Here is a 13629-nt window from a genome sequence, read left to right on the forward strand (position 1 = left end):
TGCTTTTCTCTTCTCCTAGATAACTATTTAGCGTGCTGACGATATTGCTCAATAAGTTCGATGAAATGATCGAACAAAGGCGCGGCATCGGTTGGGCCAGGGCTTGCTTCAGGGTGACCCTGGAAGCTAAACGCAGGCTTGTCGGTTAAATGGATACCTTGTAAAGAACCATCAAATAATGACTTATGGGTCACTTTGATATTGGCCGGCAAAGTGGTTTCATCCGCAGCAAAACCATGGTTTTGACTGGTGATCATCACGTTACCTTTTTCGATATTGCTCACAGGGTGGTTTGCACCGTGGTGACCAAATTTCATCTTTAAGGTTTTCGCGCCTGAGGCTAATGCTAATAATTGATGGCCTAAACAAATACCAAATATAGGAATTTCTGTTTTTAAGATTTGTTGAATAGCGTCAATTGCATAGTCACATGGTTCTGGATCGCCTGGACCATTTGATAGAAACACTCCATCAGGATTCATGGCTAAGACATCGGCAGCGGAGGTTTGCGCTGGCACCACGGTGACATCACAACCACGGTCAACTAGCATGCGTAAAATGTTACGTTTTACACCGTAATCATAGGCAACAACTTTATATTTCAATTCTTTCTCTGGGGTATCAGAAGGTAAACCACCCTCTAATTTCCAGCTACCGTTTCGCCATTGATAGGCTTTATCAGTAGTGACTTCTTTGGCTAAATCCATGCCTTTTAAGCCAGGAAATGCTTTTGCTTGTGCAAGCGCTTTTGCTTCGTCCAGGTCACCCACCATAATACAACCGGCTTGGGCACCTTTTTCACGCAGGATACGGGTTAATTTTCGGGTATCGATATCCGCAATACCAACAACATTGTTAGCTTTTAGGTAATCACCTAAAGATTGTTGATTACGGAAGTTACTAGCCATTAACGGTAAATCGCGAATGATAAGACCACAAGCATGAACCGCACTTGATTCTGTGTCTTCATCATTAGTACCGGTATTACCGATATGCGGATACGTTAAAGTGACTATTTGGCGTGAATATGATGGATCCGTTAATATTTCTTGGTATCCGGTCATTGAAGTGTTAAAAACTACTTCACCAACTGTAATACCTGTAGCACCAATTGCAGTGCCAGAAAATACGGTTCCGTCTTCGAGTACGAGTAAGGCAGACTGTGTCAACGCGACCTCCAGAAAAGAGCCAAGCTATTGAAATTATTTTGTTTTATTTTGCACTAAGATACCAATTTCCGCTGTTTTACGAAATTTTGACAAATTTCGCCGATTTTACAGGAGTTCTGTAATTTCGTCCACATATGAAAAAAGGTTTTTCAAAAAAAACCACCATATCGAATGGTGGTTTTTAATTTAATCATTTAGTCCAAGGACCTGCTGCATATCATACAGACCCGGATTTTGATCATATAGCCAGTAAGCCGCACGCATTGCGCCATTGGCGAATGTCATTCGGCTTGATGCTTTATGAGTTATTTCTAAACGCTCACCAATATCAGCAAACATTGCGGTATGTTCACCGACTAGATCACCTGCACGAATCGTTGAGAAACCAATGGTGTCACGCGAACGTTCACCAGTAATACCTTCGCGGCCATAAACGGCACACTTCTCAAGATCGCGTCCAAGGGTATTGGCGATCACTTCACCCATTTTAAGTGCAGTGCCAGATGGCGCATCTTTCTTAAAACGGTGATGACCTTCAATGATCTCAATATCGGTATAATCACCCATCACTTCTGCAGCAAGCTCTAACAACTTCCACATCAAGTTAACGCCAACTGACATATTAGGCGCAAATACCACTGGGGTTTGCTCTGCATATGCACCAATAAGCTCTTTTTGAGCATGGTTGAATCCAGTTGTACCTAATACAATGGCTTTGCGATTACGAGCACACCAGTCAAGGTGAACAATTGAGGCTTCAGGTGAGGTAAAATCGATTAGCACATCAAAGTTATCAGCCACACTGTCAAGTGAATCAGTAATGGCAACATCCATTGAACCTACGCCAGCCAGTTCACCGGCATCAACACCAATTAAGGTCGAGCCTGAACGTTCTATTGCCGCGCCAAGACGGATAACTTCTTGATGTTTAGCTGACTCAATTAATGTGCGACCCATACGGCCACTGGCACCCACAACGGCGACTCTTACTTTTGCAGTCATATGTTCTCCCAGTGAAAGCTTAATCAACATCTCACATTTGATATTGAGGCTTAATACAAAAATTTGGCTATATACAAAAACGCCTAAGTCATCTTAGGCGTTTTTATGATTATTAGAGAATGTCTAACAATTCAACTTCAAACACTAATGCAGTGTATGGAGGAATAGATGCACCTGCACCACGCTCGCCATAAGCTAAGTGATGTGGCACAAATAGCTTAAGCTTAGTGCCTACAGGCATAAGTTGTAATGCTTCAGTCCAGCCAGCGATAACGCCTGATACTGGGAACTCAGCAGGTTGACCACGAGTCACTGAACTGTCGAATACTTCACCATTGATGAAAGTACCGTGGTAGTGAGTGCGAACTGTTGAGTCAAACGTTGGCTTTTCGCCTTCGCCTTGGACTAGTACTTCATATTGAAGACCAGATTCAGTTACCGTTACGCCATCACGTTTAGCATTATCAGCTAAAAATGCATCAGCTTCTGCAGTTGCATTTTCTGCAGCAGCTTCTTGTGCAGCTTGTAAACGACGGCTAATTTCAGTAAAAGCAGTTTGCAAGTCTTCCATAGACACTTGGCTTTCTTTTCCTGAAAACGCATCAGCTAAACCAGCTTGAACAGCAGGGATATCAATTCCTTCAAAAGGATTGGCAGCGAGTTGCTCACCCATTTGACGACCTACACCATAACTTGCATGCTGCTCCATTGTGCTGAACACATCTGACATAATTTCTTTCTCTCATTGATCAAATAAAAATTTGCACGGAGTCTATCACATTTAATTCGTCCATGCTGTGAAAAAGCCTCACAATTGGGCTATTTTGAGCCATTGATTTTACACTCAGCCAAAGACTGTTTTCTAGCTTGAGTATAAAGCGGCATCACTTGAGTTTGTGCCGTTTGTAAGTCTTCAATACGCGTGCTGTGTGAAGGATGCGTTGACAATAGCTCTGGCCCTTGCGCGCCTCCGGCTTTGGCCATGTTTTGCCACAAGGTGATACTTTGTGCTGGGTTGAAGCCTGCTTTAGCCATTAGCTCAAGGCCAACGATATCAGCCTCTGATTCTTGGCTACGGCCAAAGGGTAATATAATGCCTACTTTAGCGCCTAAGCCAAGCCCTGCCATATATAAATCTTTATTGGCAATACCCGATGCACCGATTGCTGCATCAGCAGCCTGCATTCCTAAACCGGTAAGCTGAGCACGGGACACTTGCTCATTACCATGTTGCGCTAATACATGTGCCACTTCGTGCCCCATCACTGTTGCTAGCTGATCTTGATTAGCAGCAACATTTAATAAACCGGTGTACACACCAATATGGCCACCCGGCAATGCAAACGCATTCACTTGATCAGAGTCAAACAATACCACTTCCCATTGCTGGCTTTGATCCGGTAGTACTGCGGTAATGCGTTTAGCGATACAATTCACGTAAGCGGTTTTGTTTTTATCTTTACTTATTTTTTGGTCTTGCTTCATGGTTTCAAAAGACTGTGCCCCCATTTGCTGCATTTGAGCATCTGAAAACAGCAAGGTTTGGCTTCTGCCTGTGGGTGATTTTGTACTAATACATCCAACCAATAAAGTTGAAATCGCCGCTGCAAGTATGAGTTGCTTCATATTTTCATCCTTTAAATTAAGCTTTAAATTAAACTAATAATAGCTAAGGTCTGTTTTCGCTCTGGTGATGTTAAACCAGCATTGCATAAACGACCATGACGTTAAATAATTGTCCTTGCAGCCCATTGCGACTTGCAAATAACCGCGTGGCATGTGGCTGAGTTTTGGGCCTCAAAAAATATCGCTTATAGTGCTGATTTTCTTTTAGAAAAATCGCCAGCCCCTCGTTTACTTGCGGTGCGCCGATTAGCTTTTTTATCTCGAGGAGCACGCTTGCTGGTCGAATTTGTGACTAGGTCTGTCACCGGAAAGTCTGCCAACGTAGCCAATGGTAAAACTTGACCCGTTAATTGCCGAATAGCCTCTAAACTGACTAATTCTAAGTGACTCACCAAAGACAAGGCCACACCACTTAGCCCAGCCCTTGCGGTGCGGCCAATACGATGAACATACACCTCAGCTTGGTTTGGTAAATCAAAATTGATTACTACGGGCAAAGCATTGATATGAATACCACGCGCCATTACATCTGTAGCCACTAACACACTCAGTTGCTGAGTTTTAAAATCGTTCAATGTTTGGCTGCGTAACGCTTGATCTTTATCACCGTGCAGTGCTGCTGCGTTAATACCCGCTTTAAGTAATTTTCGACACAAAGCATCGGCATCATCCTTAGCATTAACAAATACCAAAACCTGCGACCAATGGTGCAACTTAATCTGTTCGATCAGTATTTTTGCTTTACTGCCTTTATTGACGTGATAAATCGTTTGGCTAATATCTTCTACCGCGCTATTTAAGGCATTAGCCTCTAAGCGTATTGTTGATGATGACAACACAGTCTTCACCAACTCATCTAACGATGCAGGCATAGTTGCCGAAAACATTAGCGTTTGCCTTTTAGGCATAAGTGCCAGTAGCGCATTAATATCGGCAATAAAGCCCATATCTAATAATCTGTCGGCTTCATCAAACACGACACATTGTAGCTGTTCAAATTGAATAACACCTTGCTGTGCTAGCGCTAATAATCGCCCCGGTGTAGCAACAATCAATTCTGCAGGGGATGTTAGTCGCTCAACTTGTTGGGTTATATCTTCACCACCACATAAGGCATCCACTCGTAAGTCGACGGCTTGCGCTAATGGGGTTAAATTTTGACAAACTTGCGCCGCTAACTCTCTAGTCGGTGCAATAATTACGGCTAATATATTGGGTGTTTGCTGACCTAACTTTGATGTGCCACTTTGTAATGCCGCAATACGATGCAATATGGGTAAACCAAAAGCATAGGTTTTACCACTGCCCGTTTGCGCCAATGCCAGTACATCTTTACCGCTCAAAATAGCGGGAATAGCCTGTTTTTGTATTGCACTAGGTTCAATCACCAAGGAAGGTAATGATTTAACGAGTTTAGGATTGAGCGTAAATAATGAAAAACCCATGCGGTATCGCCTAATTTTCTGTGGCTAAAGTTAACATTCGTCGTAATGATAACGCGCTAACAACAAACTCAATACGCATATTGAGTTTCAATAAAAAAAGGCTGTTTACCCAAAGTAAACAGCCTTTAACTTAGAACCCTATTTATCTAACCTACCTTAATAGGGCTCCATAATAACGATTAGCTGTTCAAGTCTTGGAAGAACTTTTTCACACCATCAAAGAAACCTTCAGCTTTAGGGCTATGTTTTTTTGACTCGCCTGTTAAGGTTGCCTCAAACTCACGCAATAACTCTTTTTGCTTATCGTTTAAGTTAACCGGTGTTTCCATCACCACTTTACACAGTAAATCACCTACTGCATGGCTACGTACCGACTTAACCCCTTTACCGCGTAAACGGAACATGCGGCCAGTTTGGGTTTCGGTAGGAATTTTAAGGCTGACTTTACCGTCAAGTGTTGGCACTTCAATCTCACCGCCTAAGGCAGCTTTGCTGAATGAAATAGGCACTTCACAGTAGAGGTTATTTGCATCTCGAGTGAAAATATTGTGTTCACGTACACTGACCTGAACATATAAATCACCCGGAGGAGCACCAAACTCGCCCGCTTCACCCTCACCGGTTAAGCGAATTCTGTCACCCGTATCAACACCTGCAGGGATCTTAACCGACAATGTTTTGCTCTTTTCAACACGGCCTTCACCATGACACTTGCTACAAGGGTCTTTGATGATTTTACCGCGACCTTGACACGTTGGACAGGCCTGTTGAACGGCAAAGAAGCCTTGGCGCATTTGCACCTGGCCTTGACCATGACAAGTGCCACATGTGGTTGCCTTAGTACCAGCTTTTGCTCCGCTGCCATCACATAAGTCACAAGCGGCTAATGTTGGAATGCGCAGTTCTTTGGTTAAACCACGTACCGCTTCTTCAAGTGATAATTCTAAGTTGTAACGTAAGTCACTACCGCGCGCCGCTTGGCGCTGACCGCCACCACGACGACCTCCGCCAAAGATATCGCCAAATACATCACCGAAAATATCGCCAAAGTCACCTTGTCCACCATGACCGCCGCCGCGATTAGGGTCAACACCAGCATGACCAAATTGATCATAAGCGGCTTTTTTGTCGCTATCGGTTAAAATTTCGTAGGCTTCTTTAACTTCTTTAAAGCTTGCTTCTGCCGCTTTATCGCCTGGATTGCGATCAGGGTGAAATTTCATCGCTAAACGCTTGTAGGCTTTTTTAATTTCACGTTCACTGACATCACGACTGACACCAAGAACCTCGTAAAAATCACGCTTTGACATAGTGTTTTGCTTCTCGAAGGTTTGCTTAAAATTGATTAAGTATGATTGTGCAAACGGGCGTTAGAGGTAAGCCTCAACGCCCGCTTTATATTAACTAGTTGCTTTTGCTATCAAAAGTAACTAATTATTTTTTGTCGTCTTTCACTTCTTCAAACTCAGCGTCAACAACATCATCAGCAGGGTCTTGTTTGCCAGCGTCAGTTGCTTGGTCTGCTCCGCCTTGCGCTTGCGCCTTAGCTTGTGCAATTTCCATTAACTTAGCTGAAGCTTCGATAAGCGCTTGAGTTGATTTATCAATGGCTTCTTTATCGTTGCTTTTCACTGCTGCATCAACATCAGCAATTGCTGCTTCGATTTTCTCTTTATCTTCCGCTGGTAAATCATCACCCGCTTCAGTCACTTGTTTCTTAGTTGAATGCACTAAACCATCAGCTTGGTTACGTGCTTGCACTAATTCTTCAAACTTGGCATCTTCATCAGCGTGAGCTTCTGCATCACGAACCATTTGCTCAACTTCTTCATCGGTTAGACCAGAGTTAGCTTTAATGGTGATGTTTTGTGCTTTACCGGTTTTCTTGTCAGTAGCAGATACTTTTAAGATACCGTCAGCATCAATATCAAACGCTACTTCAATTTGTGGTTGACCACGTGGTGCAGCGCCAATACCGTCTAGGTTAAATTGACCTAAAGACTTGTTGTAGCTAGCTTGCTTACGCTCACCTTGAAGTACGTGAATCGTCACTGCACTTTGGTTGTCATCAGCGGTTGAGAACGTTTGGCTAGCTTTAGTCGGGATAGTGGTGTTCTTCTCGATAAGCTTAGTCATTACGCTACCCATGGTTTCAATACCAAATGATAACGGGGTTACGTCAAGTAGTAGTACGTCTTTCACTTCACCAGAAAGAACACCTGCTTGAATTGCAGCGCCTACAGCAACAGCTTCATCTGGGTTAACGTCTTTACGTGGCTCTTTGCCGAAGAAGTTTGTAACCGCTTCTTGCACTTTAGGCATACGAGTTTGACCACCCACTAAGATAACTTCGTTGATGTCTGATATTGATAAATCAGCATCAGCTAAAGCAACTTTTAGTGGCTCTAAAGTACGTTGAATTAAGTCTTCAACTAATGACTCTAACTTAGCACGAGTGATTTTAACCACTAAATGCTTAGGACCTGTTGCATCAGCTGTGATGTAAGGTAAGTTAACTTCTGTTGTATTAGTGCTAGATAATTCGATTTTCGCTTTTTCAGCAGCTTCTTTAAGACGTTGCATTGCTAATGGATCTTTACGAAGATCTAAGCCCTGATCTTTCTTAAACTCATCCGCAAGGTAATTAATTAAACGGTTATCAAAGTCTTCACCACCTAAGTGAGTGTCACCATTGGTAGCAAGTACTTCGAAAGTTTGATCGCCATCGTTGCTGTCGATTTCAATGATAGAGATATCAAAAGTACCACCACCTAAATCGTATACTGCAACAACGTTGTCGCCTTGCTTCTTATCAATACCGTAAGCTAATGCAGCCGCTGTTGGCTCGTTGATAATACGTTTAACATCAAGACCCGCTATACGGCCAGCATCTTTAGTCGCTTGACGTTGTGAATCGTTAAAGTAAGCAGGAACAGTAATAACCGCTTCAGTCACTTCTTCACCTAAAAAGTCTTCTGCGGTCTTTTTCATCTTTTTCAAGATTTCTGCAGAAACCTGTGGTGGAGCCATTTTTTTACCACGTTGCTCAACCCATGCATCGCCATTATCTGCTGCGATAATCTTGAAAGGCATGATGTCAACATCGCGTTGAACTTCGTCATCTTTAAAACGACGGCCGATTAAACGCTTAATAGCAAAGAAAGTATTAGCAGGGTTAGTCACTGCTTGGCGTTTTGCAGGCGAGCCTACAATTGTTTCATCATCGGTATAAGCAACGATAGAAGGTGTTGTACGATCGCCTTCTGCGTTTTCAAGTACGCGTGCTTTGCCGCCATCAAGGACTGCCACACATGAATTTGTTGTGCCTAAGTCGATACCAATAATTTTGCCCATGAGGTCCTCCGAAAATTGACGTTATTCGTCAGTAAATTTGTTGTCTGGTATGGATATGGGGGTTAGCCAAACGGTTTTCAAGTATCTATTAACTTAATAGCCTTGACTTATATATCGCCCAAATCTTTCTTAACACTTTATATAGGGGCGCAAATTTCATTTACAAGGGGAAGTGAAAAAATTTATGCCGCTTTGCTAATATTAATGACAACAATATCCACTAATACTCAATAAAACACACAATGCTCGAATAGATATACCAACTGTAATGAAATAGAAAACAGTAAAAATCAGAGAAACAATCTAAACAATAAACAAAAACGCTTACTGCTGTGCTTTTCAGTAAACCTTTAGAATGAAATATTAGGATTTGGCTGTGACGGCGCATCTTTCAACTGCATTTGTTTGTTTCTCACTTTCCACCCCACAACTTGGCGTTTCCAGTCGTTATATTCTAGACAAACCTTGTAGTTGAAAAAATGACCAAATATTACTATAACTATATATCAGTAAGGCTAACTTAGCGTTAGCGACTTAATAACTTAATAACTTGATGGGTTGTGTACTGATGTAAATGGACTTTAATACAAGGAGCGATGGCAATGGGACTGCCTAGATGGAATTTATCAAATAAAGCGGAGCGTCGTTTTCGCATAATAGTATTGACTTCAGTTGCACTACTATTGCTCTATGAAAAAATTAATGGCTCAAGCTCAACTCAATATGCTGCCATGTATTTGTGTGTGTTTTCTTTAGTGGGGACTTTTTTGACAAATGCGATTCAGCAACGTTACTTCACTTATGTTACCGAATACGCCCAAGTAATTCGTATCGTCGCACTACTGATGATGCTGTGCTTTTTAGGTATTTGGCTATATATCACTTACCAGGAGCTCAGTCAGGCAAGTATTTCATGATTACCTCTTGAGGTGGTTGACCATTAAAATCAATAAAAAAGTCGATGTAAGCATCGACTTAATGCAATACCCACACAGTACAACTCATAACACAGGGGTTTTATTTTGTTGTAACTGTTGTTGAATACTTTTCCAGCCACTCGCTACTGACTCGAGGTTTTCACGACGTTCAGGGAACCGATTAGCAAGATTACCCATTATAGTAATTTGCAATTCACATAACTCGTTCCAACGCTTAGCATTTGATATCGACATGACATTATCCTTAATAAAATAACAATCCATTTAACTAGTTTGAATTCAATTTACATCTGCCACTAATAAGTTGCATTACAGAGTGTAGACTAAAAATACATCAACCGTAACCAAACTGTAACATGAGTTTTTTTCAACCATACGACTCACCCCATGGAATAATTTTGCTACGACTCACGTTTTGATAAAAAAAGATTGCACCGAAACAAATCGGGCGTATCTTTAATATATAAATAACAAAGATTAAAGGACGCACGATATGGTAGAAACGTTATTAAAGATTTTATTTATTGGCGTGTTTTTTTTCATTGCCTACAAGCTGATGTTCTCAGGCAAGAAAGGGTTAACACTATTTGAAATGCACTTTAAGCAAGGTCGATTAAATCGACATAAAGGTAAAATCCCAGAAAAATTTGAGCGAGAATGTCGCTCCTTTGCCAAAGAGCATAAGCTGACCTGTACAATAAGAGCAGAAAGAGATAATCAAGTAAGGCTGCATGTCTCTGCCAACATAGGTGATGATCTCACCCAGCAAATTCGCAATGTCTTTCCCTTTGAATACTATGACCGCAAACAGGTTGATAACAGTAAGTTAAAAGGCTAAGCAGATGACACAACCTAGAATAGTGAATAAGCAAACATTGTTGTCTAAATGATTAAAATTCACTATTTTAGGAAAGTGATACTGAGTTTAGAAAAGTGACACTCAGTGTCAGTGTTGTAACAGAACCATAGCTTGAATAATCCCAATTACTGCTTTTGAATCACTAATGTGACTGTGCCGACTGTAATACCAAATTTAATGATATCGCTTTTGTTAATAATGGTATTTTTATCCACTAAGAACATCCAATCATCAAATTCAACTTGATATTCACTACCATCCACCATGAGCTTCATATCATAGCGCCATCTAAGTGCGCTGCCATTAGCCTCGCCTGTAGCCACACCTAAAATATCATCTGCACGGCCTTCGAACTGACCATTACCTAAATCGGTTAAATACCAAATCCGTGTTTGCTTTTCACCGTCATCATAAATAAACCATTCTTTAAGTTCGCCTTGCTTGCCTTGTGGACTATCTTGCCAGCTGCCTTCCATTGTCACGGTGAACTTTCGTGTCACTTTACCGGAAAAATCTTGCACTATGCCTGAAGCGGTTAATTCACCGTCAAAAAAATCAACCAAATTTAACTCAGGTGTTGTACCTGCATAATCTTCAATTGAAGCGGACGAACAAGAAAACAAACTAAAACAAACAGTAATAACGGTTAAGGCTTTAACAGATGATTGAGCTTTACCCCAAAACGTATTCAAAAATGAAAGGTTAATCATTGAGTTGCTCCAATTAATTGTTGACGTAATTCAGGCTCAGTTGTGGTTTCAGACAACCAAATACCAATAAAAGCGGCACTAAACTCAGCATCCTCTAGCTGATAGAAAGACTTATCATTAAACAGAAACTCGGCTTGTTTATCATTGTGGATAATAAAGCTAAGGGTGTCGTTCTTTTTAACATCAGGCCAGGAAAGGGTTAAATGCTTTTTTATACGGTTAATCTCAGACGCTGTTAACCCATTAGCTTGCCACTGCTCAGTAGTTGCCTCAATGAGTTCTGCTGCACTTATATCGCGGTGATATTGAATGGCTAATTTAATTGGAAATTGCTGGGGCTGATAAGTGCCATCAACTGAGTATAGTTTGGCTAAGTAAACATCAAACCACAAAACATCTAAATCAGCCTCGCCAACTTGGACAAGAGGCGGCAAAATAAACTGTTTGTCAGCAGATTTTGATTTAAGCAGTTGAGTGGTTTGAATTAAATCTGATGCCGCCGTGTGACTTAAACTAGCCTGACTAATGTTAGCGTCGCCTAATGCCTTAACTGCCAAATCTGTAACATTATTGACATCTTCAGCATGAACCATATTCGCTGCGCTCAGTATCAATACAAAATTTGCAAGCTTACTTATACTTGACATATTTACCTACCCTGTACGCGTACATAGCACAGTTATCGTGATAACCGCGCCGCTATATGAAGTGATACGGGAAATAGTACTGACCAGATCACCGCAAGAATAATAGCTGAAGGAGTCATCCCCAAAGGCAATATTACGGCATCAAACTTTGCACCAGCAAGGTAACTTAAACAGCCAGAGACACCACCAATAATAACTTGAACAGGCAGGTTGAATTTATGTGCAAAACCTAAGCTTACATTTAATGTCAGTGAAAAATATCCCCAAAGCAGTAATAACCACCATGGCGTTGATGCAAAAACAAATACACCAAAATAAGTTAACCCAACATCGACAGCTGCGCCAAGTGCTGTAATAACTAGTAGGATAAGTACATCGGCGCGTTTTTGATCTGATAATAGAAAATGTAATCCAATCAGCATTAATGATACTAAGATGAACTGGTTTTGATATAAGACTCCCAGCCACCATATCGCTTGAAAGCTAACTGCGTTCAGCAGTATTTTTTTTAAAGCGGTTGTTTTATTAGCTACAACGGGGTCAGCTAAACTGAGCCGTGAAGAGGATGAAACAGATTTTTTCATGACACCCTCATTTATATAATACGTAATCTGAACAAGTTAGCTAACAACAAAAATGTTAGCTTTTTCGATAGCCAGGTCTTACCGCGGTTAAATGTACTGTACTGGTGGCGCGCTCTAAGAAACCACCTTCACAGTAGCTTAAGTAAAACTTCCACATTCTAATAAAATCATCACCGTATCCAAGTTTGGTAATGGTACTTTTGGCCATATCAAAATTATCATGCCAATGTTTTAGGGTACGCGCATAATCAAGGCCGATGTCATCTAATGACCAAATAACCATGTCGGTTTTATTGGCTATATGACGTGACATTTCACTGATCGAGGGTAAACAGCCACCAGGGAAAATATAACGCTGGATAAAATCAACACTTTTGCGATAGCTATTGTAGCGCTGATCGGCAATGGTAATGGCTTGAATTAATAAACGCCCTTCAGGTTTAAGCATATGCTGTAGCTTTTCAAAAAAGCCCGGTAAATACTCATGCCCCACAGCCTCAATCATTTCAATTGACACCACGCGATCATACACCCCGGTGAGTTCACGATAGTCCTGTTTTAACAAGGTGACCTTGTCTAATAAGCCTTCACTTTTTACCCGAGATAAAGCGTAATCATATTGTGCATCTGAAATCGTTGTTGTGGTCACTAACACGCCATAATGCTTAGCTGCGTAAATTGCCAGTGCGCCCCATCCAGTGCCTACCTCTAATAAGGTTTGCCCAGGTTTTAAATCTAAACGCTGACATATGGTATCTAGCTTGTGCAATTGCGCCTCAGCTAGACTGGCATCATTTGCTGGATAAATTGCGCTGGAATACATCATTTCTGGGTCTAAAAACTGCTGATACATATCATTACCCAAATCATAATGGGCTAAGATATTGCGTTTTGAACCGGCTTGAGAATTTCGATTAAATATATGCTTAACGCGGTTTAGGCCATTACTTAACCAAGAGAAGTAACGTTCAATATTATCAAGCAAGGCTAAATTTCTGGCAAAAATTTGCACTACTTTCGTTAAATCAGGGCTAGACCAATGACCTTGAATATAAGCTTCACCTGCACCAATTGAGCCACCAAATACTACCTGACGATAAAAACCTGGGTGTAACACTTGCATGGTAGCGTGAATGTCGCTTTCTGGATGACCAAATACATGCGATTGTGACGCATCAACAATCGTTAATTGCCCTTCAGCTAGATGAGCCAGTGCTCGTAATAAAATCTTTTTAGCCAAACTGTCTGATAAACTCGCTTGAGCAATACTTGTACCGGTTGCGGCATTATCCATG

At 41.4% G+C, this 13629-nt stretch carries 14 protein-coding genes; 2 read left to right on the forward strand and 12 right to left on the reverse strand.

Going from position 1 to position 13629, the window contains the following annotated elements:
- Window positions 1-23: 23 nt before the first annotated feature.
- The 7 genes from carA to dnaK all read right to left on the reverse strand — a co-directional run bounded on the left by carA (window position 24) and on the right by dnaK (window position 8596).
- Complete coding sequence (gene carA, locus ACRWQL_RS05810; RefSeq protein WP_434928950.1) at window positions 24-1181, reverse strand: glutamine-hydrolyzing carbamoyl-phosphate synthase small subunit; 1158 nt, start codon at window positions 1179-1181, stop codon at window positions 24-26.
- 174 nt (window positions 1182-1355) lie between these two features.
- A complete protein-coding gene (dapB, locus tag ACRWQL_RS05815) occupies window positions 1356-2171 on the reverse strand; it encodes a 4-hydroxy-tetrahydrodipicolinate reductase (RefSeq protein ID WP_434928491.1) in 816 nt (271 codons plus the stop codon).
- A 112-nt stretch (window positions 2172-2283) separates the two neighbouring features.
- Window positions 2284-2901 (reverse strand): FKBP-type peptidyl-prolyl cis-trans isomerase, encoded by a 618-nt coding sequence (locus ACRWQL_RS05820; protein ID WP_226410806.1) that lies wholly within the window; start codon window positions 2899-2901, stop codon window positions 2284-2286.
- Window positions 2902-2990: 89 nt separating this feature from the next.
- Window positions 2991-3797 (reverse strand): M48 family metallopeptidase, encoded by an 807-nt coding sequence (locus ACRWQL_RS05825; protein WP_434952731.1) that lies wholly within the window; start codon window positions 3795-3797, stop codon window positions 2991-2993.
- 185 nt (window positions 3798-3982) lie between these two features.
- Window positions 3983-5242, reverse strand: a complete 1260-nt coding sequence (locus ACRWQL_RS05830; RefSeq protein ID WP_434952732.1) for a DEAD/DEAH box helicase — start codon at window positions 5240-5242, stop codon at window positions 3983-3985.
- Between the two features lie 179 nt (window positions 5243-5421).
- On the reverse strand, window positions 5422-6552 hold the full coding sequence (gene dnaJ, locus ACRWQL_RS05835; RefSeq protein WP_434928489.1) for a molecular chaperone DnaJ: 1131 nt from the start codon (window positions 6550-6552) through the stop codon (window positions 5422-5424).
- A 124-nt stretch (window positions 6553-6676) separates the two neighbouring features.
- Window positions 6677-8596, reverse strand: coding sequence for a molecular chaperone DnaK (dnaK, locus tag ACRWQL_RS05840; protein ID WP_434928488.1), 1920 nt, complete (start codon window positions 8594-8596; stop codon window positions 6677-6679).
- 602 nt (window positions 8597-9198) lie between these two features.
- Here dnaK and ACRWQL_RS05845 point away from each other — a divergent pair.
- Window positions 9199-9513 (forward strand): hypothetical protein, encoded by a 315-nt coding sequence (locus tag ACRWQL_RS05845; RefSeq protein ID WP_434952733.1) that lies wholly within the window; start codon window positions 9199-9201, stop codon window positions 9511-9513.
- 84 nt (window positions 9514-9597) lie between these two features.
- On the opposite strand, the gene ACRWQL_RS05850 is transcribed toward ACRWQL_RS05845, so the two are convergent.
- Entirely contained in the window at window positions 9598-9768 is a 171-nt protein-coding gene (locus ACRWQL_RS05850; protein WP_434928486.1) for a hypothetical protein, read from the reverse strand.
- A gap of 259 nt (window positions 9769-10027) precedes the next feature.
- On the opposite strand from ACRWQL_RS05850, the gene ACRWQL_RS05855 reads away from it, so the two are divergent.
- On the forward strand, window positions 10028-10372 hold the full coding sequence (locus ACRWQL_RS05855) for a DUF3634 family protein (protein ID WP_434952734.1): 345 nt from the start codon (window positions 10028-10030) through the stop codon (window positions 10370-10372).
- A gap of 146 nt (window positions 10373-10518) precedes the next feature.
- Here ACRWQL_RS05855 and ACRWQL_RS05860 read toward each other — a convergent pair whose 3' ends face one another.
- Genes ACRWQL_RS05860 through ACRWQL_RS05875 form a run of 4 tightly spaced genes read right to left on the reverse strand, consistent with a single transcriptional unit; the run spans window position 10519 to window position 13628 of the window.
- On the reverse strand, window positions 10519-11103 hold the full coding sequence (locus ACRWQL_RS05860) for a DUF3833 domain-containing protein (protein WP_434928485.1): 585 nt from the start codon (window positions 11101-11103) through the stop codon (window positions 10519-10521).
- Window positions 11100-11750 carry a chalcone isomerase family protein gene (locus ACRWQL_RS05865; RefSeq protein WP_434952735.1) on the reverse strand — a complete coding sequence of 217 codons (651 nt, stop codon included), beginning with the start codon at window positions 11748-11750 and terminating at the stop codon, window positions 11100-11102. Before ACRWQL_RS05865 ends, ACRWQL_RS05860 begins: the two co-directional genes overlap by 4 nt.
- Window positions 11751-11782: 32 nt before the next feature.
- Entirely contained in the window at window positions 11783-12334 is a 552-nt protein-coding gene (locus ACRWQL_RS05870) for a DUF2878 domain-containing protein (protein WP_434952736.1), read from the reverse strand.
- A gap of 55 nt (window positions 12335-12389) precedes the next feature.
- The gene (locus ACRWQL_RS05875; protein WP_434930333.1) at window positions 12390-13628 is read right to left on the reverse strand and encodes a class I SAM-dependent methyltransferase; all 1239 of its coding nucleotides are present in this window, start codon (window positions 13626-13628) and stop codon (window positions 12390-12392) included.
- Window position 13629 lies beyond the last annotated feature (1 nt).

It is taken from the genome of Shewanella sp. HL-SH4, from assembly GCF_051164845.1.
Classification (GTDB): domain Bacteria; phylum Pseudomonadota; class Gammaproteobacteria; order Enterobacterales; family Shewanellaceae; genus Shewanella; species Shewanella glacialimarina.

Bases quoted from the DNA above. Each gene is read 5' to 3' on its own strand.
- ACRWQL_RS05855 (WP_434952734.1), top strand. From the start codon at position 10,028: ATGGTAGAAACGTTATTAAAGATTTTATTTATTGGCGTGTTTTTTTTC.
- ACRWQL_RS05865 (WP_434952735.1), bottom strand. From the start codon at position 11,750: ATGTCAAGTATAAGTAAGCTTGCAAATTTTGTATTGATACTGAGCGCA.
- dnaJ (WP_434928489.1), bottom strand. From the start codon at position 6,552: ATGTCAAAGCGTGATTTTTACGAGGTTCTTGGTGTCAGTCGTGATGTC.
- ACRWQL_RS05860 (WP_434928485.1), bottom strand. From the start codon at position 11,103: ATGATTAACCTTTCATTTTTGAATACGTTTTGGGGTAAAGCTCAATCA.
- ACRWQL_RS05820 (WP_226410806.1), bottom strand. From the start codon at position 2,901: ATGTCAGATGTGTTCAGCACAATGGAGCAGCATGCAAGTTATGGTGTA.
- ACRWQL_RS05830 (WP_434952732.1), bottom strand. From the start codon at position 5,242: ATGGGTTTTTCATTATTTACGCTCAATCCTAAACTCGTTAAATCATTA.
- ACRWQL_RS05825 (WP_434952731.1), bottom strand. From the start codon at position 3,797: ATGAAGCAACTCATACTTGCAGCGGCGATTTCAACTTTATTGGTTGGA.
- ACRWQL_RS05845 (WP_434952733.1), top strand. From the start codon at position 9,199: ATGGGACTGCCTAGATGGAATTTATCAAATAAAGCGGAGCGTCGTTTT.
- dnaK (WP_434928488.1), bottom strand. From the start codon at position 8,596: ATGGGCAAAATTATTGGTATCGACTTAGGCACAACAAATTCATGTGTG.
- ACRWQL_RS05875 (WP_434930333.1), bottom strand. From the start codon at position 13,628: ATGGATAATGCCGCAACCGGTACAAGTATTGCTCAAGCGAGTTTATCA.
- ACRWQL_RS05870 (WP_434952736.1), bottom strand. From the start codon at position 12,334: ATGAAAAAATCTGTTTCATCCTCTTCACGGCTCAGTTTAGCTGACCCC.
- dapB (WP_434928491.1), bottom strand. From the start codon at position 2,171: ATGACTGCAAAAGTAAGAGTCGCCGTTGTGGGTGCCAGTGGCCGTATG.
- ACRWQL_RS05850 (WP_434928486.1), bottom strand. From the start codon at position 9,768: ATGTCGATATCAAATGCTAAGCGTTGGAACGAGTTATGTGAATTGCAA.